Annotated in this window: 21 protein-coding genes; 7 read left to right on the plus strand and 14 right to left on the minus strand. The window is 71.5% G+C overall.

Features of this window, described 5'->3' with window-relative positions; all coding sequences use genetic code 11:
• The first annotated feature begins 102 nt into the window (after window positions 1-102).
• The 4 genes from ABD716_RS11665 (at window position 103) to ABD716_RS11680 (ending at window position 4,651) form a co-directional block, all read left to right on the plus strand.
• Entirely contained in the window at window positions 103-1,389 is a 1,287-nt protein-coding gene (locus tag ABD716_RS11665) for an adenylosuccinate synthase (protein ID WP_344777014.1), read from the plus strand.
• Window positions 1,389-2,519 carry a lactonase family protein gene (locus ABD716_RS11670; protein WP_344777016.1) on the plus strand — a complete coding sequence of 377 codons (1,131 nt, stop codon included), beginning with the start codon at window positions 1,389-1,391 and terminating at the stop codon, window positions 2,517-2,519. The genes ABD716_RS11665 and ABD716_RS11670 overlap by 1 nt, the downstream gene beginning before the upstream one ends.
• 54 nt (window positions 2,520-2,573) lie before the next feature.
• Window positions 2,574-2,912: a chorismate mutase gene (locus tag ABD716_RS11675; protein WP_344777018.1), complete on the plus strand. Its 339-nt coding sequence runs from the start codon at window positions 2,574-2,576 to the stop codon at window positions 2,910-2,912.
• 65 nt (window positions 2,913-2,977) lie between these two features.
• Window positions 2,978-4,651 carry an amidohydrolase gene (locus ABD716_RS11680; RefSeq protein WP_344777020.1) on the plus strand — a complete coding sequence of 558 codons (1,674 nt, stop codon included), beginning with the start codon at window positions 2,978-2,980 and terminating at the stop codon, window positions 4,649-4,651.
• Here the strand turns inward: ABD716_RS11680 and ABD716_RS11685 are convergent.
• Window positions 4,629-4,763, minus strand: coding sequence for a hypothetical protein (locus ABD716_RS11685; protein ID WP_344777022.1), 135 nt, complete (start codon window positions 4,761-4,763; stop codon window positions 4,629-4,631). The two genes, ABD716_RS11680 and ABD716_RS11685, sit on opposite strands and share 23 nt — an antisense overlap.
• A 117-nt stretch (window positions 4,764-4,880) precedes the next feature.
• Between ABD716_RS11685 and ABD716_RS11690 the strand changes: the two genes are divergently transcribed.
• The gene (locus ABD716_RS11690) at window positions 4,881-5,552 is read left to right on the plus strand and encodes a TetR/AcrR family transcriptional regulator (protein WP_344777024.1); all 672 of its coding nucleotides are present in this window, start codon (window positions 4,881-4,883) and stop codon (window positions 5,550-5,552) included.
• Window positions 5,553-5,588: 36 nt separating this feature from the next.
• Here ABD716_RS11690 and ABD716_RS11695 read toward each other — a convergent pair whose 3' ends face one another.
• The 3 genes from ABD716_RS11695 to ABD716_RS11705 all read right to left on the minus strand — a co-directional run bounded on the left by ABD716_RS11695 (window position 5,589) and on the right by ABD716_RS11705 (window position 7,860).
• Window positions 5,589-6,158 carry a hypothetical protein gene (locus ABD716_RS11695; RefSeq protein ID WP_344777026.1) on the minus strand — a complete coding sequence of 190 codons (570 nt, stop codon included), beginning with the start codon at window positions 6,156-6,158 and terminating at the stop codon, window positions 5,589-5,591.
• Between the two features lie 65 nt (window positions 6,159-6,223).
• Window positions 6,224-7,048, minus strand: coding sequence for a metallophosphoesterase family protein (locus ABD716_RS11700; protein ID WP_344777028.1), 825 nt, complete (start codon window positions 7,046-7,048; stop codon window positions 6,224-6,226).
• A gap of 173 nt (window positions 7,049-7,221) precedes the next feature.
• Complete coding sequence (locus ABD716_RS11705) at window positions 7,222-7,860, minus strand: TrmH family RNA methyltransferase (RefSeq protein WP_344777030.1); 639 nt, start codon at window positions 7,858-7,860, stop codon at window positions 7,222-7,224.
• 42 nt (window positions 7,861-7,902) lie between these two features.
• On the opposite strand from ABD716_RS11705, the gene ABD716_RS11710 reads away from it, so the two are divergent.
• Entirely contained in the window at window positions 7,903-9,450 is a 1,548-nt protein-coding gene (locus tag ABD716_RS11710) for an FAD-binding oxidoreductase (RefSeq protein WP_344777032.1), read from the plus strand.
• A 39-nt stretch (window positions 9,451-9,489) separates the two neighbouring features.
• The gene (locus ABD716_RS11715; RefSeq protein WP_344777033.1) at window positions 9,490-10,272 is read left to right on the plus strand and encodes an HAD-IIA family hydrolase; all 783 of its coding nucleotides are present in this window, start codon (window positions 9,490-9,492) and stop codon (window positions 10,270-10,272) included.
• 17 nt (window positions 10,273-10,289) lie between these two features.
• Here ABD716_RS11715 and ABD716_RS11720 read toward each other — a convergent pair whose 3' ends face one another.
• The 10 genes from ABD716_RS11720 to hydA all read right to left on the minus strand — a co-directional run bounded on the left by ABD716_RS11720 (window position 10,290) and on the right by hydA (window position 21,068).
• Window positions 10,290-12,242, minus strand: coding sequence for a hypothetical protein (locus ABD716_RS11720; RefSeq protein WP_344777035.1), 1,953 nt, complete (start codon window positions 12,240-12,242; stop codon window positions 10,290-10,292).
• Window positions 12,239-12,787 carry an orotate phosphoribosyltransferase gene (pyrE, locus tag ABD716_RS11725; RefSeq protein WP_344777037.1) on the minus strand — a complete coding sequence of 183 codons (549 nt, stop codon included), beginning with the start codon at window positions 12,785-12,787 and terminating at the stop codon, window positions 12,239-12,241. The genes ABD716_RS11720 and pyrE overlap by 4 nt, the downstream gene beginning before the upstream one ends.
• A gap of 298 nt (window positions 12,788-13,085) precedes the next feature.
• The gene (locus ABD716_RS11730; RefSeq protein WP_344777039.1) at window positions 13,086-13,481 is read right to left on the minus strand and encodes a DUF2255 family protein; all 396 of its coding nucleotides are present in this window, start codon (window positions 13,479-13,481) and stop codon (window positions 13,086-13,088) included.
• The gene (locus ABD716_RS11735) at window positions 13,478-14,815 is read right to left on the minus strand and encodes an aspartate aminotransferase family protein (RefSeq protein ID WP_344777041.1); all 1,338 of its coding nucleotides are present in this window, start codon (window positions 14,813-14,815) and stop codon (window positions 13,478-13,480) included. The genes ABD716_RS11730 and ABD716_RS11735 overlap by 4 nt, the downstream gene beginning before the upstream one ends.
• Before the next feature lie 83 nt (window positions 14,816-14,898).
• On the minus strand, window positions 14,899-16,050 hold the full coding sequence (locus ABD716_RS11740) for an ABC transporter substrate-binding protein (protein ID WP_344777043.1): 1,152 nt from the start codon (window positions 16,048-16,050) through the stop codon (window positions 14,899-14,901).
• 51 nt (window positions 16,051-16,101) lie between these two features.
• On the minus strand, window positions 16,102-16,875 hold the full coding sequence (locus ABD716_RS11745) for an ABC transporter permease (protein WP_344777045.1): 774 nt from the start codon (window positions 16,873-16,875) through the stop codon (window positions 16,102-16,104).
• Window positions 16,872-17,681 (minus strand): ABC transporter ATP-binding protein, encoded by an 810-nt coding sequence (locus ABD716_RS11750; protein WP_344777047.1) that lies wholly within the window; start codon window positions 17,679-17,681, stop codon window positions 16,872-16,874. Before ABD716_RS11750 ends, ABD716_RS11745 begins: the two co-directional genes overlap by 4 nt.
• A complete protein-coding gene (locus tag ABD716_RS11755; protein WP_344777049.1) occupies window positions 17,678-18,583 on the minus strand; it encodes an ABC transporter permease in 906 nt (301 codons plus the stop codon). The genes ABD716_RS11750 and ABD716_RS11755 overlap by 4 nt, the downstream gene beginning before the upstream one ends.
• Before the next feature lie 5 nt (window positions 18,584-18,588).
• Window positions 18,589-19,608, minus strand: coding sequence for a TIGR03842 family LLM class F420-dependent oxidoreductase (locus ABD716_RS11760; RefSeq protein ID WP_344777265.1), 1,020 nt, complete (start codon window positions 19,606-19,608; stop codon window positions 18,589-18,591).
• A 26-nt stretch (window positions 19,609-19,634) separates the two neighbouring features.
• Window positions 19,635-21,068 (minus strand): dihydropyrimidinase, encoded by a 1,434-nt coding sequence (gene hydA, locus ABD716_RS11765; protein WP_344777051.1) that lies wholly within the window; start codon window positions 21,066-21,068, stop codon window positions 19,635-19,637.
• Window positions 21,069-21,110: the final 42 nt, after the last annotated feature.

Consider the following 21,110-nt stretch of genomic DNA (forward strand, 5'->3'; position numbering starts at 1 on the left):
CATACCTGCCTGGTGCGCTCGTCAGGCGAAAATAGACGCTTCGATAGGATGGGGTGGACCGGTCGATAGCGCGGTCCACCGCTCCAGCATGAGGAGGACCACGTGCCCGGAATCGTGATCGTCGGCGCCCAATGGGGCGATGAGGGCAAGGGCAAGGCGACCGACCTGCTCGGCAGCCGCATCGACTACGTCGTCAAGTTCAACGGCGGCAACAACGCCGGTCACACCGTCGTGATCGGCGACGAGAAGTACGCGCTGCACCTGCTGCCGTCCGGCATCCTCACCGAGGGCGTCGTGCCGGTCATCGGCAACGGCGTCGTCGTCGACCTCGAGGTGCTGTTCGAAGAGCTCGACGCGCTGAACGCGCGCGGCCTCGACACCTCGAAGCTCAAGATCTCGGCGAACGCGCACATCATCGCCTCGTATCACCGCACGCTCGACAAGGTCACCGAGCGCTTCCTCGGCAAGCGCCAGATCGGCACCACGGGGCGCGGCATCGGCCCGGCCTACGCCGACAAGATCAACCGCGTCGGCATCCGCGTGCAGGACCTCTTCGACGAGTCGATCCTGCGCCAGAAGGTCGAGGGGGCGCTCTTCCAGAAGAACCAGCTGCTCGTCAAGGTCTACAACCGCCGTGCCATCACGGTCGACGAGGTCGTGGCCGAGCTGCTGTCGTACACCGAGCGGCTCGCACCGATGGTCGCCGACACCGGGCTCGAGCTCACCCAGGCGATCGCGGCCGGCAAGAACGTGCTGTTCGAAGGCGGCCAGGCGACCATGCTCGACGTCGACCACGGCACCTACCCGTTCGTGACCTCGTCGTCGGCGACGGCCGGCGGCGCGGCGACCGGGTCGGGGGTCGGGCCGTCGCAGCTCACCCGCATCATCGGCATCGCGAAGGCCTACATCACGCGCGTCGGCGCGGGCCCGTTCCCGACCGAGCTGTTCGACGAGTGGGGCGACTTCCTCGTCGAGAACGGCCACGAGTTCGGCACCACGACCGGCCGCCGCCGCCGGCCCGGCTGGTACGACGCGCCGATCGCCCGCTACGCGAGCCGCGTCAACGGCCTCACCGACATCGTGCTGACGAAGCTCGACGTGCTCACCGGGCTCGAGACGATTCCCGTGTGCGTCGCCTACGACGTCGACGGGGTGCGCCACGACGAGGTGCCCGTCTCGCAGTCCGACTTCCACCACGCGAAGCCGATCTACGAGGAGTTCCCCGGCTGGACCGAGGACATCTCGGGCGCGCGCAGCTTCGACGAGCTGCCGCAGAACGCGCAGGACTACGTGCTCGCCATCGAGCGCCTGTCGGGCTGCCGCATCTCGGCGATCGGCGTGGGGCCCGAGCGCGACGCCATCATCGTGCGTCACGACCTGATCGACTGATGGCGGCCGACTCGAGCTCCCTGCGCGCTGCCGGCGCGGCGGGCGGCGCCCTGTGGGTCGGGGGCTACACCCCCGACATGGGCGGCACCGGCGAAGGCATCCTCTCGGCCCGCATCGCCGACGACGGCACGCTGAGCGAGGTGAGGCTCGCGGCGCGCACGCCGAGCCCGAGCTTCGTGGCGCAGCATCCCACCCTGCCCGTGCTCTACGCGGTGGGCGAGAAGGACGAGACGTTCCGCGCGTTCTCGATCGCGGCCGACGGCGCGCTGACGCCGCTCGGCGAGCCCGTCGCGGCGGGCGCCGCGGCCTGCCACATCGCGGTGGACCCCGACGGGCGCTACGCCGTCGTCGCGTGCTGGGGCTCGGGCCAGGTGCTCGCGTATGCGCTGGATGCCGTAACGGGCGAGATTCTGGGGCGAGCGGATGCCTCGCCCGCGCTCGATCCGTACGCGGGGGTGCCCGAGTCCGAGATGGTCGCGCCACGCCCCGACTATGCCCCGCGCCTGAGCCGGGCGCACTTCACCCAGTTCCTCGCCGACGGCCGGGTGCTCACGATCGACCTCGGCTACGACCTCGCGCGCGTGTGGCGCTACGAGTCGGCGACCGCGTCGCTCGCACTCGACTACGAGATCGCCTTCCCCTACGGCGTAGGGCCGCGGCACGTCGCCGCCGCCTCTAGCGGGCGGCTCTACGTCAGCTGCGAGTACGCGATCTCGGTCTTCCTGCTCGTGCCGGGGGCCGACGGGCGCTACGCGATCGCGGGGTCGTCGCCTCTGCGGGCGGTGCCGCGCGAGCCCGATGAGTATGCCGCGCACCTGTCGCTCTCCGACGACGAGTCGCTGCTGTATGCGACCGTGCGGCGGTCGAACGTCGTGGCCGTGCTGGCGGTCGGCGGTGCTGGCACCTCGGGCGCCTCTGGCGCGAGCGCCCTGCCGCGGCCGCTCGCCGAGGTCCCCTCGGGTGCGGACTGGCCGCGCCATCACCTCGTGCGCGGCGACCGCCTCTACGTCGCGAACCAGCTCGGGGGCGAGGTGACCGTGTTCGCCCTGGGGCCCGACGGGATTCCGGGCGAGATCCTGCAGCGCGTGCCGGCCGGCTCGCCGACCGCGGTGGTGCCTGCGCTTCTTTGAGGCGTGTTGCGGCGGGGCATCCGCTCGCCTGCGTTTCACCCTAGGGTTTGAGACATGTGCCCCACCGAACCCGACAGCACCGAGGCTGCGTGGCAAAAGCTGCTGCGGATCCGCCAGAGCATCGACAACATCGATGCCGCCCTCGTTCACCTGCTGGCCGAGCGGTTCAAGTTCACCCAGGAGGTCGGCGAGCTCAAGGCGCGGTTCGGCCTGCCCGCCTCTGACCCCGAGCGCGAGCACCGGCAGATCGCCCGGCTGCGCGAGCTCGCCATCGAGAGCAATCTCGACCCCGAGTTCGCGGAGAAGTGGTTCAACTTCGTCGTGACCGAGGTGATCCGGCACCACATTCGCGCCGGCGCCGAAGGCGAAGAGCGCGAGATTCCCGAGGATTAGCGGGCGACGCGAGCGGTAGCACCCCCTCAACCTGCCCGAAACACGGCCTGGATACGGTCGTGCCCATGAACGAAGCCGACCTTCTGTTCCGCGGCGGCCGGGTGTTCTCTGCCGGCATGGCCGGGCCAGAGGCATCCGACGTCGCCGTCACAGGCGGCCGCATCAGCGCCATCGGCCCCCGCCTCGACCACCTCATCGGCCCCGGCACCGAGATGATCGACGCCACCGGCCAGCTGCTTCTGCCGGGCTTCATCGACGCCCACGTCCACCCCGTTCAGGCCGGGGTCGAGTTGCTGCAGTGCGAGGTGAGTGCCGCCACCGGCGCCGCCGACGCGCTCGCCCTCGTCGGCCGGTACGCCGCCGCGCACCCTGACGACCCGTGGATCCTCGGCGGCGGGTGGGCGATGGAGTGGTTCCCCGGCGGCAACCCCACCGCCGCCGCACTCGACGCCGTCGTCGGCGATCGCCCCGCGGCGCTCAGCAACCGCGACCATCACGGCATGTGGGTCTCGTCGGCAGCGCTCCGCCTCGCGAGGATCACCGCTTCCACCCCCGACCCTGCCGACGGCCGCATCGAGCGCGATGCCGACGGCAACCCGAGCGGGATGCTGCACGAGGGCGCCGCCGCCCTGCTCTCTGCCGTGCTGCCGCCGGTCGACCCCGAGCTCACGCTTCGGGGCCTGCTCGCCGCCCAGGCCCGACTGCACAGCTTCGGCATCACCGGCTGGCAGGACGCCATGATCGGCGGCTACATCGACAGCGGCAACGGGTTCGGCGAGGCCTACCTGCGCGCCGAGGAGCGCGGCGAGCTCACCGCCCGCGTCACCGGCGCGCTCTGGCTCGACCGCGCGGCGACCCTCGACACCGTCGCCGAGCTCGCCGCGCTCCGCGACGCGTGCCGCGCCGACCCGAGCCGACTCGCATTCAGCGCGGTGAAGATCATGATGGACGGGGTCGCCGAGAACCACACCGCCGCGCTCTCGCACCCGTACCTCGACGGCGACGGAAACGCCACAGGCGAGCGCGGCATCAGCTTCTTCGAGCCTGAGCTGCTGAAGAGGCTCGTCGCCGCGCTCGAGGGGGCCGGCTTCGATCTGCACTTCCACGCACTCGGCGACCGCGCCGTGACCGAAGCGCTCGACGCGCTCGAGGCGGCGCGCTCCGGGGGCGGCATCCGTGACGCGCGTCATCAACTCGCGCACCTGCAGATGGTGCGCGCGGAAGACGTGCCGCGCTTCGCGGCGCTCGGCGCCGCCGCCAACATCCAATCGCTGTGGGCGAGCCACGAGCCTCAGTTCGACGAGCTCACGGTGCCGTTCATCGCACCCGAGCTGATCGCGCGCAGCTACCCCTTCGGCGACCTGGTGCGTGCCGGCGCGCGGCTTGCGGCCGGAAGCGACTGGCCCGTGACGAGCCCGAACCCGCTGCAGGCGATCAGGGTCGCGGTCACGCGCGTCTCGGATGACGCGCCCGCCGGCGCCGAACCGCTCGGCGGCCCCGCGCAGCAGCTCAGCCTCGCCGAGGCGCTCACGGCCTACACGGCCGGCTCGGCCTGGGTGAACCGGCGCGAGCACGAGACGGGCCGAATCGAGACCGGATTCCTCGCCGACCTCACCCTGCTCGACCGGGATCCGTTCGCGGGGCCCGCTGAGGCGATCGATCAGGCGTGCGTCGTGGCCACCTGGGTCGGCGGTCGCCTCGTCTACGAGGTGCCCGCTAGTCCGAGCTCTTCAGAATGATCGCCTCCGTCGGCGGGGCGGCAGAGGTGCGGGCCGCGTTGCCCTGGTCCGCCGCGTGCTCGGACGTCTCGTCGGTGTTGTCCTCTTCGCGATCTTCCGATTGGTCCGTCATGCCGCAATGGTAGTGCGGCCCTGCCGGGCCTGAGCGGGGACACAGCAACCGCGCACGAGTTGCCAACGCGCCACGGATGCTTCACACGGGGGTGAAGCAATGCACTACTGTCACTGCATGTCGGAGACGAGGAAGCGAGCCCCGCGCAAAGACGCCGAGGCACACCGCGAAGCGATCCTCGACGCGGCGAGCGTGCTGCTCACGCAGGACAGGAACACCCCGCTCGACCCCATCGCGCGGCACGCCGGACTCACGCGCCGCACGGTCTACAGTCACTTCGCCGGCCGCGATGAGCTCATCGATGCCGTTCTGATCAGGGCGGCCGCGCGGCTCACCGCCGAGCTCGACCCCATCAGCCACCCCGACCCGCGCGTCGAGCTCGCGCTGCACGGCTCGCGGCTCTGGGCCGAGAGCGAGGACGTGCGGCTGCTGACCCGGCTCGCCGGCTATGGCGGCCACCGCGACCAGGTGGCGCGCATGCTCGAGCCGGTGCGGCTCAGGCTGCGCGAGACGATCGAGCGCGGCATGGCGAGCGGGGCGATCCGCGACGACGTGGAACCCGGGTCGCTCGCCCGGCTCATCGAGTCGACGGCGCTCTCCGTGCTGTCCGAGGCCGGCCGCACCTTCCTGCCGCCCCAGCGCGGGCACGTGCTTGTGATCTCGTGCGTGCTCGGGATCGCCGGCCTCGGCTGGCGCGAGGTCGCCGAGCTGATCGAGCGCACACCCGTGCTCGCCTACGGCGCCGAGCTCATGGCACAGCCGCTCGAGCCGAGCTGGCTGCGCGCCTGAGCGCCTGAGCCGAGCCGAGCGCCCGAGCCGAGCCGACTAGATGCAGACGATGCCGAGCAGGCAGTGCTCGTCGCCCGGCTCGCTCGGCTGCGGTGTCGGCAGCTGAATCGGCGCCGCGGTTGGGGCCGGCGTCGAACTGGGCGACGCCGACGACGTGGGGGTCGACGACGGCTGCGCGCTCGCAGTCGCAGAGGGCGTCGCGACCGAGCTCGCCGACGCGGAGGAGGACTGAGCCTGAGCCTGTGCCGGAGTCGGTGTCGTCGAAGGCGTCGCCGCAGCGGGAGAAGCGGGGTCGGCGGCCGCGCTTTGGGCCTGTGCGAGCGCCCGCGACGGCGTGACGCTCGGCGTCTGCGTCGGAGCCGTCGAACTCGCCGCGGGCAGATCTCGCGTCACCGTCGGCGCCGCGTGATCGTCGCCCAGCACCGCTGCGACGGCCGAGTCGGAGAAGTGGAAGTTCACGCCCGCGCCCGAGACCGAGATCGCAGCGCAGACGGCCAGACCGGCGATGAGCGCCGTGCCGCCGCCGAGGGCGCCGCCCAGGACCGCAGGACGACGCGATCGTGCCCAGAAGGGCACGCGGGTCGGGGAACTGCGGTGTCGGGCCATGAAGGGCCCAGTATTGCAGGGGCTCCCGACAATCTCCAAAGTCCCCCGGACGGGGGCCGAGGCGGTCAGCTGTGCGGGCCGTAGGCCCTGGCGATGCTGTCGACGGCCGCCGGGTCGAGGTCGAAGAGCCATTCGTCGGCACCGGTCGGAACGCTGACGAACGTGGCGGCCGGCGCCCCCGCCTCGGGAAGGTCGATGACGGCGAAACCGCTGCCCGCCGCCGCGCGCTCGTGACCACCGGGGGCGAGCGCGTCGGTCGTGTTCGTCACGCCCGGCGCGACGATGACCGGCAGCCCGTCGACCCAGGTCGCCACCGAGTGGTGGTAGTGGCCGCTCAGCACCACGCGCACGTCGCCGCCCGACAGGGCCGCGAGCACATCGGCGGCACCCTGCAGCTCGAGGGCGCGCAACAGCGCGCTCCACGCCGGGACGGGCGCGTGGTGCATGACCACCACGGTGCCGTATGGGGCCGGCGTGGCCAGCTGGGCGCGCAGCCAGGCGAGCTGATCGGGGAACAGCTCGCCGTAGCCCGCACCCGGCACCGCCGTGTCGAGGCGGATGACCCGGAACCCGCCCACCTCGAGCACGCCGTCGCGCTCGCCGAGCACCTGCTCGAAGCCGTCACGTAGATCGTGATTGCCCATCACGTAAGCAGTCGCGGCACCCCGCTCGGCGGCGAACGGCTCGAGCCGGTCGCGCAGCTTCTCGTACGCGGCGACCGCGCCGTCTTCCGAGAGGTCGCCGCTCGCGACCACGAGGCCGATGCCCTCGACCTGCGCCGCGCGCTCGAGCACGCGGTCGAGGGCCGCCGTCGTGTCGACGCCGTTGTGGCGCGCCTCGGGGTCGCCGAGGAGATGCGTGTCGGAGAGATGGAGGATGCGCAACGTCATGTCGCGCAGGGTATCGGGCAGGGGTGACATCGAAGGGTCTTGGGCAGGAGAGGGCCTCGATACGGTCGCAGAGCGACCTACTCGGCCAGCGGGGCGGGCGCAGAGCGAGCCACTCGGCCAGCGGGGCGGGCGCAGAGCGAGCCACTCGGCCAGCGGAGCAGGCGCAGAGCGAGCTACTCGGCCAGCGGGAGGGTCGCGTGCTGCGTCACCCATGCGTGCATCGCGATTGCCGCCGCCGCGCTCGCGTTGATCGAGCGGGTCGAGCCGAACTGCGCGATCTCGACCACGGCGTCGGATGCCTCGATCGCGGCATCCGTCAGCCCCGGCCCCTCTTGTCCGAACAGCAGCACGCACTCGCGCGGCAGCGCGAAGGTCTCGATCAGCACGGACCCGGGCACGTTGTCGATCGCGATGATCGGCAGCGCCCGCTCGCGCGCCCACGCGACGAGGTCGTCGATCGTGTCGTGATGCAGCACGTGCTGGTAGCGATCGGTGACCATCGCCCCACGCTTGTTCCAGCGCCGGCGCCCCACGATGTGCACCGTGTCGGCGAGGAACGCGTTCGCGCTGCGCACGATCGACCCGATGTTGAGGTCGTGCTGCCAGTTCTCGATGGCGACGTGAAACGGATGCCTGCGCCGGTCGAGGTCGGCCACGATGGCCTCCATCGTCCAATAGCGGTAGCGGTCGATCACGTTGCGGGTGTCGCCGTTCGCGAGCAGCTCGGGGTCGTAGTGCGCGCCGTCGGGCCATTCACCCGGCCACGGCCCGACGCCGGGTGCGGGCTGCGGTGATTCCTCGATCTCTGGCACGTCATCAGCGTAGGGAACCGCGCCCCCGAGTAGACAGGAGCGATGACCTCAGCGCGCCCGCACCTGACCCGCCGCACCTTCTTGGGCGGCGGCGTGGGGCTCTGCCTCGCGGGCGCCCTCGCCGCGTGCACGAACAGTCACCCCGCACCGACGCACGCACCGACGCGCACTCCGTCCCCGGGTGCCACGACCCCGGGCACGCCTGCGGGGCCGACCAGCTGGAGCGAGCTCGCCGCCGCCACGACGGGTGCCGTGCTGCGGCCGGGGTCGACGGGCTGGGATGCGGCGCGGGTCTTGCGCAACCCGCGCTACGACACCGCAGACCCTCGCGGCATCCTGCGCGCGGCGAACGCCGACGACGTCGTCGCGGGCCTCGCCTTCGCCCGCAACACGAAGACTCCCGTGGCGGTCCGCTCCGGCGGCCACTCGTTCACGGGCTGGTCGGCCGGCGGCTGCCCGGGCACCGACGTTCCGCCCTCCCTCGTGATCAGCACGGCGGGCCTCGACGCCATCGAGCTCTCGCCCGATCGCTCGTCGGTGACGATCGGGCCAGGCGCCCAGCTGCTCGACGTCTACGAGCGCCTCGCCGCCGCCGGCCGCGCAATCGGCGGCGGCTCATGCGCAACGGTCGGCATCGGCGGACTCACACTCGGCGGCGGCATCGGGGTGCTGGTGCGCTCCTTCGGCCTCACGTGCGATCAGCTCACGGCGGCCACCATCGTGACCTCCGACGGCCGTGTCCACACGGTCAGCCAGCACGACGAGCCGGACCTCTTCTGGGCCTGTCGCGGCGGGGGCGGCGGCACAGCAGGCGTCGTCACCTCGCTCACCTTCCGCACGCAGGCCGCGCCGCCCGTCCTGATGTTCGAGATCACCTTCCCCTGGACCGCTGCCGCGCGGGTCGTGGCCGCCTGGCAGGACTGGGCTCCGGCGGCGGACCGCCGCCTGTGGTCGTCGCTCAAGCTGCTGGGCGGGTCGCGGCACCCGGGCGACCCGGTGGTCGCGGTGAGCGGCACCTGGACGGGGCCGCAGAGCGGGGCGGATGCCTCCGTCGATCAGTTCATCGCCGCGGTCGGCGCCACGCCGCTCGCCCACACGGCGACCGAGAGGAGCTTCGGCGACGCGATGCGCCGCTACGCGGGCACAGGGGCGCGGGTCTCGGAGGCTGCGACGTCGTCGATCGGGTCGCGACGGCTCGCGGCGGGCCAGATCGCGACGCTGCTCGACCAGGTGGCCCGGGCGTCGTCCGTGCCGGGCCTCACGGAAGGCGGCGTGGCGCTCGACGCCCTCGGGGGCGCCGTGGCCGACGTCGGGGCCGGCGACACCGCGTTCCCGTGGCGCTCGGCGCTCTGGACGGCCCAGTACACCGCGACGTTCGCCGACGGGACCGACCCCGCTCCGTTCGACGCCTATGTGCGCGGATTCCGCGCCGCGATGCAGCCGGCCTGGGGCACCTCCGCCTACGCGAACTACTGCGACGCGAGCATCACCGACCCGACGGCGTACTTCGGCCCCAACACGGCGCGGCTGCGCGGCATCGCCCGCAGCGCCGACCCGGCCGGCCTGTTCGCGCAGCCGCACTGGGTCTGACGGGTCGGCGAGGACCGCCGCCCCAAATAGACTCGTGACATGCGCGAACGCGGCGATGTCGTCTCCTGGCTCACCGACATGGACGGGGTGCTCGTCCACGAGAACAAGGCGCTGCCCGGGGCATCCGATCTGCTCAAGCAGTGGCAGGCCGACGGCACCGAGTACCTGATCCTCACCAACAACTCGATCTTCACGCCGCGCGATCTCGCGGCTCGCCTGCGCATCTCGGGAATCGACGTGCCCGAGGAGCGCATCTGGACCTCGGCGCTCGCGACCGCCGACTTCTGCGCGAGCCAGATGCCGGGCGGCAGCGCCTTCGTGATCGGTGAGGCCGGCATCACGACCGCCCTGCACGAGGCCGGCTTCATCATGACCGAGACCTCGCCCGACTTCGTCGTCGTGGGCGAGACGCGCAACTACAGCTTCGAGGCGATCACGAAGGCGATCCGCCTCATCTCGGGCGGCGCTCGCTTCATCGCGACCAACCCCGACGCGACCGGCCCGAGCGCCGAGGGGCCGCTGCCGGCGACCGGCGCGATCGCCGCCCTCATCACGAAGGCGACCGGCCGCGAGCCCTACATCGTCGGCAAGCCGAACCCGATGATGTTCCGCTCGGCGATGAACAAGATCGGCGCCCACTCCGAGACCACCGGCATGATCGGCGACCGCATGGACACCGACATCGTCGCGGGCATCGAGGCGGGGCTGTTCACCGTGCTCGTCATGTCGGGCATCACCTCGGGCGACGACGAGATCTCGCGATACCCCTTCCGGCCCGACGAGGTGCTCACCGGGGTCGACCAGCTCGTGCGCGGCGAATAGGCGCCGGCCCGAGCGGCTTACTGCGTCGGCCCGGGGCCAGCGATCGAGCTCGAGAACTGCTCGCCCGACGAGCGGGTGACGAAGCAGAAGTAGTTGCGCTGGCCCGACGCCCACTGCTCGGCCGTCACCGGGTAGGCGGTGACCAGCTGCACGTCGCTGTAGGCGGCGGCCGCGTTCAGATCGACGACGCCCGGCTTGCTGCACAGCAGCCCGATCTGAGCCGAGATCGCCTGCTCGCCGGGGAAGGCGGCCGACGGGTCGGTGGTGTACGGGGCCGTGTAGACGAGCTGCGCCGCGTGCGGCGCATTGCAGTCGACGACCGTGAAGTCCTGCGCCCAGGCCGAGGCGAAGGGGTCGAGGCACTCGCCGCCGCGCAGCTGGTCCCACTGGTAGCTCTGCCCCGGGGCGAGGGGGCCGCTGCCCGCGATCGCCGTGTCGTCGCTCGCGGTCGGGGTGGGAGTCGAGGTCGGCGAGGCGGTCGTCGCGGTCGGCGTCGGGGTCGAGGTGTGGGTCGCCGCCGCGGGTGCCTGGTCGCGGCCCGAGGCCACGGCACGGCCGAGGGCGAACAGCCCGATGCCGATCAGGATCGCGATCAGCACAGCCGCGGCGATCAGCAGCCAGCGGTTGAGCGGACTGCCGGAGCGAGCGTGCTCGACGGGCGCGCCACCCGGGTGAGCGGGCGGCGGGCTCTGATCGAAGACGCGCGCCGAGTCGGGGGCGAAGGGCAGGGGGGATGCCGCAGGCGTGGGCGCCGCCGGAACGGCCAGCGCCGTCGGAGTGATCTGGGTCTCGTCGAGCTGGGTGGCGTCCGCCGGCGTCACGTCGGCCGAGGCTGCGGCCCCGCGGGGTTCGGCTTCGGGCCCGTTCGCGGGCTCGGGCATCTCACTCGCGGCAGCGCTGCGCGGGCGGAGCGCGTCGAACGACGGGAGGATCTCGTTCACCGGCGGCATCGGACTCACGATCGCCGTGTCGACGGTCTGGGGGTGCGCGCCGAGCATGTCGGCGATATCGCTCCAGTCCGAGCTGACCTCGCTCGTGCGGGGCTCGGCGCCCGTGTCGCCCGTCTCTTCCGATGCGGGCGCGGATGCCTGGGCCGGCTCGGTCTCATCGGGAATGGTGAACTCGTCGACCGACGGAACCGGCGTGGTCGCCGGAACCGGCGCGAAGAGGTCCTGCGCGAACGGGTCGAACTCGTGCGCCGTGGTGCCCGGGGGAAGCGGCGCGTGCGCCGGTGCTTCCGGCGCTGCGGCATCCTCGGGCTCCGGCGTCGTTTCCTGCTCCGCCTCCGGGGCCGTTGCCTGCTCGGGCTCGGCGGTCGTTGCCTGCTCGGGCTCGGCGGTCGGCGCCACGGGGGATGCCGGCGCGTCGGTCGGGGCGTCGGTGATCGGCGAGCGCGCCGGCTTCGGCACGACGATCGGCGCGGCCGACGGGAACGGGAAGTCGGGCTCGTCGAACGACGGCTCGGGAATGTCGACGGGCGGGTTGAGCGCCGGGTCGGGCTCGTGGGTCGGCGACAGGTTCCACATGAAGGGGATGACCCGCTCAGCCTCGGGCGCACCCTCGCGCGCCGGGGTCGCCTCGGCGGCCGGCGCATCAGCTGGGCCTGCGGCGTCTGCGGCGGGTGTCGCCTCCGCGGCGGCGGCCGCGGCCTCCGTGCCTGTGGCGCCCGTGCCTGCGACGTCCGTCTCTGCCGTGTCCACGGCCTCGAGCTTGCCGGTGTCCCACGAGAAGCGGGCCCGTGGGCGCTCGTCTGCGGCGGGAGCTGCGGGCGCGGCATCGGCGGCGGGCTCTTCTGCCGTGGTCGGCTCGGCCGCGGCATCCGGAATCGCCACGCCCGCCGCCTCCAAAGCGGCCTCTGCCTCGCGGCGCTCGCGCCGAGAATCGATGCGGCCGCCGCTCAGCTGAGCGAGCAGCCAGTCGGTGGTGCCGGGCTCGGGCTCGCCGGCCGGCGGCGTGGTCTCATCGGTCACGCGAGCCCCAGGTCTTCCAGCCCGATGGCGGCGTAATAGGGGTACCCGGCGGCCTCGATGGCCTCCTTCGCGCCCGTGGCGCGGTCGACCACGACGGCCACACCGGCGATCTCTGCGCCGACCTTCGTGAGCGCCTCGATGGCCTTGAGCGGCGAGCCGCCCGTGGTCGAGGTGTCTTCGAGCACGATGACCCGCTTGCCCTCGAGGTCGGGGCCTTCGACCTGCCGGCCGCGGCCGTGGTCCTTGGGCTCCTTGCGCACGACGAAGGCGTCGTAGGCGAGCCCCTGTGCAGCGCCCTGGTGCAGGATGCTGGCGGCGATCGGGTCGGCGCCCATGGTCATGCCGCCGACGGCGACGACGCCCGGAACGTCCTTGATGAGCTCGATCATGACCTTGCCGATGAGCGGCGCGACCCGATGGTCGAGGCTCACCTTGCGCATGTCGACGTAGTAGGTGGCCTTCTTGCCGCTGGTCAGCGTGAAGTCGCCGTGGAAGACGGCGTCGGCCTTGATGAAGTCGATCAGCTGCTGGCGGGTGTCAGTCACGGCCCTGAGTCTACTGGGGGCCCGGCTGTGAGACAGGTGCCCGACAACCGGGCGGGCGCGCGTGAGTAACCGGGCGGGCGCGCGCAGGCGGAGTCGGCCACCGATGCGGACGACGCCCTCGAATGACTTGCATGGCGGAACAGATTCTGGAGCACGCGTCGGTGCCGCGCGAAACTGTTCCCTCGTGCAAGTGCCGCGACGGTATCGCGTCGGCGCTCGTGCTGCGCCCGCGCCGAGCACGGAAAAGTCGCCCGGCTCGCGCACGCCAGCTCACGCATTCCGGCTCGCGCACCCCGGCTCAGGCACGCGGTGACAGGCGCAGAGTCGTCCGTGCGGCGTCATCCGTGACGGTGCCACTTACAGTGTCGCTCCCGCTCCCACCGCCGTACTTCCGGCGATAGGCGTCGTCGACGGCCGCGCGCACCGCGGGGTCGCCCGAGACGTCGGTGACCGACACGTGCACCTCGAGCCCGGGAACCGTGACCCGCGCCTCGCCCGAGCGCAGTGCGCCGCCGTACCAGCCCGTCTCGCGCCGGCGCCAGGTACGCACGTAGACGGAACCGCCCGCCGTCACGACCCAGATCGGCACCGCCGCTCGCCAGCCGCCGTCACGCCGCGGCACAGCGATGGTCAGCTCTGCGCTTGCCGAGATCTGCGCGAGTTCGCGCTCGGTCCAGTTTCGGAGGGCGGTCATCGGGCGACGGGGAACATCTCTGTCAGCACCGCATCGTAGTGACCGAAAGCCTCCGAGATTTCGCTTTCCGTCACCACGAGCGGCGGCACCACGTGGATGCGGTTGTTCTGCACGAAGGGCAGCACGCCCCGGGCGAGCAGGGCAGATCGGATGCGTGCCATATCGGCATCGGGCAGGGGGGTGCGGCTCGCGGCATCCGTCACCAGCTCGATCGCCCAGAAGCAGCCGAGCCCGCGCACCTCGCCGACCACGTCGGGGTGCGCGGCCTGCAGGGCGGCGAGCGCCGGCCCGATCGCCTCGCGGCCGATGCGCGCGGCGTTCTCGACGATGCCCTCGTCGGTCATCGCCTCGATCGTCGCGACGACCGACGCGGCGGCGAGCGGATGCCCCGAGTAGGTCAGGCCGCCCGGGAAGACCCGCTCATCGAAGGCGTGCGCGATCGCCGGCGAGATGATGACGCCGCCCATCGGCACGTAGCCCGAGTTGACGCCCTTCGCGAAGGTGATCAGGTCGGGGGTGACGCCGAAGCCCTGGTGCGCGAACCACTCGCCCGTGCGACCGAAGCCGGCCATCACCTCGTCGGCGATCAAGACGATGCCGTACCGCGTCGCGAGCTCGCGCACGCCCTCGAGGTAGCCGGGCGGCGGCACGAGCACGCCCGCCGTGCCCGGCACCGTCTCGAGCAGGATCGCGGCGATCGTGTCGGGCCCCTCGGCCTGGATGACGCGCTCGAGGTGGTGCAGGGCGCGCTCGGACTCCTCCTCGGGCGTGGTCGCCCAGAACTCGCTGCGGTAGAGCCAAGGGCCGAAGAAGTGCACGTGGCCGCGGGCGTACTGGTTGGGCATCCGCCGCCAGTCGCCCGTCGCGACGATCGCGGCGCCCGTGTTGCCGTGGTAGCTGCGATAGGTCGAGAGCACGGTGTCACGGCCGGTGTAGAGCCGCGCCATGCGGATCGCGTTCTCGTTCGCATCCGCGCCGCCGTTCGTGAAGAACACCTTCTCGAAGCCGGCGCCCTTCAGGTTCGCCTTCTCGACGATCAGCTGCGCCGCGCGGCCCCTGGTGAGGTTCGCGTGCTTCGGGTCGATGGTCGTCAGCACGTCGGCCTGCGCCTTGATCGCCGCGACGACCCGCGGGTGCTGGTAGCCGATGTTGACGTTGACGAGCTGGCTCGACATGTCGAGGTACTGCCGGCCCTCGTGATCCCACAGGCGCGCGCCCTCGCCGCCGGCGAACACCAGCGGATTCAGCGCGCCCTGCGCCGACCACGAGTGGAAGACGTGGGCGCGGTCGAGATCGAGGGCGAGCTGCTGGTCGGCCGGGTCGAGTGCGGGCATGCGGGTTCCTTACGTTTTCGTTCAGGGTATTGCGGGTGAGGCACAGCGGGTGCCGGGCCGGGCGGCCCGGCACCCGCCGGCGGTCACTTGCCGCCGGGCTGCAGCATCACGGTCTCTGGCGTGAAGTCCTCGCCGGTGACGTCGACGCCCTGCTCCTTGAGCTCGGCGAGCGCCTTGTCGACATAGGTGTTCGTGTAGGCGTCGGCGTCGGGCTTCGCGGTGATGACGGTGGCGCCGCTGCCGTTCTTGGTGTGCAGGGCGATGTCGACCGTCTGGTCCCACAGCTTGCTGTCGATCTTGCCGATGCCGTCGGGCGACGGCCAGATCAGCTTGTCGACCTCGTTCGTCTGCCACGTCTGGTGGCTGAGGCCGAGCTGGCTGCCTGCGGCGACCACGTCTGCGGCGGTCTGGTCGATGTGGTCGCGGGCGTAGACCCAGCCCTTCAGCGTCGCCGCGATGACCTTGGTCGTCTGGTCCTGATAGGCCTTGTCGTTCTTCAGCTTGTTCGTGTCGGCCCAGAGGCCGTCCTGGTACATGCCGAAGCCCAGGTCGGACCAGTTGAGGATGTTGAGGTCGTCGAGGGTGTAGAGCTTGCCGGTCTTGGGATTCTTCGACTCGAGCACCTGGGCGAGCTCGTTGTAGGTCATCGCCTGCGCGGCCTCGATGTCGCCGTCGAGGAACGCGTTCATGTCGAAGCCCTGCTGCACGATCTTCACGTCGGTGGCGGGGTCGAGGCCGGCGTCGGTCATCGCCGCGTACGGCTCGAACTCGTTGCCGCCGCCCCAGCTGCCGACGGTCTTGCCCTTGAGGTCCTTGACGGAGGTGATGCCGTTGTCCTTGAACGAGATCTGCAGCGTGCCGGAGCGCTGGAAGATCTGCGCGACATCGGTGATGGCCGCGCCCTGCTCGCGCGAGGCGAGTGCCTTCGGCGCCCACGCGATGGCGTAGTCGACGGCGCCGTTCGCGAGCTGGGTCTGCGGCACGATGTCGCCGCCGGCGGGCACCAGCGTGACATCCAGCCCCTCGTCTTTGTAGTAGCCCTGCTTGACGGCCTCGACGTAGCCGGCGAACTGCGCCTGCACGGCCCACTGCAGCTGGATCTTGACCGGCGTGAGGCCGGCCTTCGTGGTGGCTTTGCTCGAGGATGCCGGCGTTGACGAGCAGCCGGCCAGAAGGGCCGCCGTGGCGGCGGCCGTTGCGGCGAGCGCGAGAGCGCGCCTGGTGCTGTGCTTCATGTGGTGCTCCAATCGGGGTGCGGTTCCGGTGGTGCGGGTGGGGGTGAGGGCTCAGGCGACCCGGCCGCGCGAGACGGCACGCTCGAGGCCCAGGGTCGCGAGGTAGAAGACGAGGCCGACGATGATCGCGCCGACGACGTAGGCCCAGGCCGCTGCGTAGCCGCTGTTCGCGGCGGCCGAGGTGATGAGCGAGCCGAGGCCGGTCTGCGGCCCGCCGAAGTACTCGGCGACGAGGGCAGAGATGACGGCGAGGGAGGCCGCGACGTTGACGCCGGAGAAGAGATGGGGAAGAGCGCCGGGCAGGGTGACCGCCCTCGTGGCCTGCCAGGGCGTCGCGGCATACGCGGTCATCAGCTCGCGATGGATCGGCCGCACCTGCCGCAGCCCGCGCAGGGTGTTGAGGAACACGGGCGCGAACGCCGCGATGCCGGCGACGATCTGCCGCGGCAGCTGCGAGCCCGCGCCGAACATCGTGTACAGCACCGGCGCGACGGCGACGATCGGCAGCACGGCGATGGCGGCCACGATGGGCGCGCTGAGGTGGTCGATCACGCGCACCGCTGCCGCGACGGCCGCCAGCACGACCGCGACGAGCGCGCCGGCGATCAGCCCCACGAGAGCGTTGCCGCCGGTCACGAGCGACGCGCGCCAGATCAGCCCGGGGTTCTGGTGGATCATCTGCCAGATCGCGCTCGGCGCGGGCAGCAGGAACGGCTTGATCTGGGCGCCGACGACGAACGCCTGCCATGCCGCGATGAGCAGCACGCCGAAGACGACGGGCGGCACGACGGCCCGCCACACTGCGCTGAGCCGCGACGACCTCATCGGGTCTCCACCCCGACCGGCAGCGCCGCGCCCTCGCCGTGCAGCGCCTCGCGCACCGCGGTGACCGCCGCGTAGAAGTCCGTCGACTCGCGCAGTCGCTCGCCGCGCTCGGCCGCCGGCCCGAGGGCGAGCTCGATGACCCGGGTGACGCGCCCGGGCCGCGGCGACATCACGACCACCCGATCAGAGAGGAACACCGCCTCGGGGATCGAGTGTGTGACGAACACGACCGCGGCGCCGGTCTCGGCGCTCAGCCGCACGAGTTCGGTCTGCATGCGCTCGCGGGTCATCTCGTCGAGCGCCCCGAACGGCTCGTCCATGAGCAGCAGCCGCGGCTTCTCGGCCAGCGCCCGCGCGATCGCTACGCGCTGCTGCATGCCGCCGGAGAGCTGGTCGGGGTAGTGGCCGGCGAAGTCCTCGAGGCCGACGAGCGCGAGCAGCTCGGCCACGCGCGACCGGCGAGCGGATGCCGGCGCCTTGTGCAGCTCGAGGGGGAGCGCGATGTTCGCCGCGACCGTGCGCCAGGGCAGCAGCCCGGCCTGCTGGAAGGCGATGCCGTAGTCCTGGTCGAGCCGAGCCTGCTTCGCCGTCTTGCCGAAGACCGACACCGTGCCGGCGCTCGGCGCGTCGAGATCGGCCACGAGCCGCAGCAGGGTGCTCTTGCCGCAGCCGCTCGGCCCGATCAGCGACACGAACTCGCCCGGCGCCACCGTGAGGCTGACGTCGTCGAGCGCCGTCACGGTGCGCCTTCCGCTCGCGAAGACGCGGCTCACCGCGTCGATCTGCACGGCGTGCGCGTCGCTCATGACGTCTCCTCTGCTCTGCGGAACCTCTGCAAGCCCAGCCCGATGAGCGACACCGCGCCGGCGACGACGAGGCCGATGACGACGGCGCCGATGATCGCGTCCCACGGCTTGGCCGGGTCGCCGCCCGACGCGATGCCGTAGGCGAGGATCGTGCGCCCGATCCCGCCCTGCATGCCGGTCGACACCTCGGCGACGATCGCTCCGACGACGGCCGCGGCGGCCGCGATGCGCAGCGCCGGCAGCAGGTAGCTGACGGATGCCGGCAGACGCAGGTGCCACAGCGTGCGCCACCACCCGGCGGCGAAGCTGCGGAACAGCTCGAGCTGCGTCTCGGGCGCGGAGCGCAGGCCCCGCAGCAGCCCGACCGAGATCGGGAAGAAGGCGAGGTACCCGGCGATCGCCGCGACCGACATCCACTGCTTCCACACGAAATCGCCCGCGTGGATCTGCGACCCCCACGTCACGACGAGCGGGGCGAGGGCGATGAGCGGCACCGTCTGGCTGAGGATCACGTAGGGCAGCAGCGCCCGCTCGGCCAGCCGCCACGACACCATCAGCAGCGCCAGCAGCGCGCCGAGCACGACCCCTGCCGCCCAGCCGCACGCGGCGATGCCGAGGCTGATGAGGCTCGCGCGGGCCACTGCCACGAGCACGGTCGGCGAGCCGGCCGACGAGTCCACGGGCTGCCCGTAGCGCTGGAACATCGCCCACAGATGCGGCATCGCGAGGTCGCTCGTGCGCGGCAGCACCACGGTCTGCCCCCAGCGCACGCCCTCGACGGGGCCGAGCGCCTTGTAGAGCTCCCACGCGGCGGCGAGCACGAGCACGCCGGAAATCGCGAAGAGAGCGCGGCGGGGCCAGCTCGGGGCGGCGACGGGGCGGGTGGCGGCGCGGCGAGGCATCCGGCTCACGCCTTCGCGATCAGGTGGTCGGTAACGGCCGGGATCACGCGCTCGCCGTACACGCGCAGCGTCTCTTCTTTGTTGTCGTGCTGCAGGTAGCCGGCGAACTGCGTCACCCCGAGTTCCTTGAGCGCGCTCAATTTCTCGATGTGATCGGATGCCTCGCCGAGCACGCACAGCCGATCGACGATCTCGTCGGGCACGAACGCCGTGTGGGTGTTGCCCGCGCGGCCGTGCTGGTTGTAGTCGTAGCCCTCGCGCTGCTTGATGTAGTCGACGAGCACCTGCGGCACCGCGCCGCCGTCCTCGCCGTACCGCGTCACGATGTCGGCGATGTGGTTGCCGACCATGCCGCCGAACCAGCGGGTCTGCTCGCGCATGTGCTGCCAGTCGCTGCCGATGTACATGGGCGCCGAGACGCAGATGTCGAGCGACTCGGGGTCGCGGCCCGCTTTGCGCGCGGCATCCTTCACCGCGGTGATCATCCACTCGGCCACGTCGAGGTCGGCCAGCTGCAGGATGAAGCCGTCGCCCACCTCGCCCGTCAGCTTGAGCGCCTGCGGGCCGTAGGCGGCGACCCACACCGGCAGCTCGCTGCCGGTCGACCACGGGAAGCGCAGCCTCGAGCCCTTGTACTCGACCTCGCGCGAGCTGCCGAGCTCGCGGATGACGTGGATCGCCTCGCGCAGCTCGGCCATCGTGACCGGCCTGCCGTTGGTCACGCGCACCGCCGAGTCGCCGCGGCCGATGCCGCACACGGTGCGGTTGCCGTACATCTCGTTGAGCGTGGCGAAGACGGATGCCGTGACCGTCCAGTCCCTCGTCGCGGGGTTCGTGACGAACGGGCCGACCGTGATGCGGTGGGTGCGGGCGAGGATCTGCGAGTGGATCACGTACGGCTCCTCCCACAGCAGGTGCGAGTCGAAGGTCCACGCGTGGGTGAAGCCGTACTGCTCGGCGAGCTCGGCGAGGTGGACCACCCTGCTCGCAGGGGGATCGGTCTGGAGGACGACGCCGAAGTCCATGCCGGCTCTGCCTTTCGCCATGCCGCTCACACCAGGTACTGGCTCAGACCGCGCTTGACGAAGGCGCCGTCGCCCTTGGCGCCGTGGTAGGCGCCCTTGTCGACGATCACGCGGCCCCTGCTCAGCACGGTGTCGACGCCGCCGTCGATCTCGAAGCCCTCCCACGCGGAGTAGTCCATGTTCATGTGGTGGGTCGCGGCCGAGATCGTGGTGTGGGCACTCGGGTCGTAGATGACGATGTCGGCGTCGGCGCCCGGCTGGATGACGCCCTTCTTGCCGTAGAAGCCGAACATGCGTGCCGGGGTCGTGCTGGTCAGCTCGACCCAGCGCGGCAGCGAGATCTCGCCGAGCACGACGCCCTGATAGATCAGGTCCATGCGGTGCTCGACCGAGCCGATGCCGTTCGGGATCTTCGCGAAGTCGCCGATGCCCAGCTCTTTCTGGCCCTTCATGCAGAAGGGGCAGTGGTCGGTCGAGATCACCTGCAGGTCGTTGGTGCGCAGCCCCTGCCACATGTGGTTCTGGTGGCCCTCTGCGCGGCTGCGCAGCGGCGTCGAGCACACCCACTTCGCGCCCTCGAAGCTGCCCCACTGGTCGCTTTGCGCGCCGAGCTGCTCTTCGAGGCTCAGGTAGAGGTACTGCGGGCACGTCTCGGCGAACACGTTCTGGCCCCGGTCGCGGGCCGCCGCGATCTCTTCGACGGCCTGCTTGGCGCTCACGTGCACGATGTAGAGCGGGGCGCCGGTCATGCCGGCGTACGCGATCGCGCGATGCGTCGCCTCGGCCTCGGTCTGCCAGGGCCGCGTCGTGCCGTGGTAGTAGGGGGCCGTCTCGCCGCGGGCGAGCGCCTGCTGCTGCAGCACGTCGATCACGGCGCCGTTCTCGGCGTGCATCATGATCATCGACCCGGTGTCGGCCGCCTTCTGCATCGCCTTGACGATCTGGCCGTCGTCGGACAGGAAGACGCCCTTGTAGGCCATGAAGAGCTTGAAGCTCGTGACGCCCTCTGCGATGAGCTCGTCCATCGCGTCGAGAGAGGAGTCCTGCACGTCGGACAGGATCTGGTGGAAGCCGTAGTCGATCGCGCAGTTGCTGGCTGCCTTCTCGTGCCAGAGCGCGTACTGGTCGAGGGGGTTCTCGCCCGCGTACTGCACGACGAAGTCGACGATCGTGGTGGTGCCGCCGTGCGCCGCCGCCCGGGTGCCCGTCTCGAAGGTGTCGCTCGCGAACGTGCCGCCGAACGGCATCTCCATATGCGTGTGCGCATCGACGCCGCCCGGAATGACGTACTTGCCCGCCGCGTCGATCACCCTGTCGACGCTTCGCGTCAGATCGCTGCCGAGCAGCTGCGATCCGGGCGCGAGCACCGCGACGATCTGCTCGCCGTCGATCAGCACGTCGGCGGCGACCGTGCCCGTCGCGTTCACGACGGTGCCGTTCGTGATGAGGGTCTTGGTCATCGGTCCTCTTTTCGTTGGTCGAGTAGCAGCCGAAGGCCACCC

Source organism: Gryllotalpicola kribbensis (genome assembly GCF_039538245.1).
Taxonomy (GTDB): Bacteria; Actinomycetota; Actinomycetes; order Actinomycetales; family Microbacteriaceae; genus Gryllotalpicola; species Gryllotalpicola kribbensis.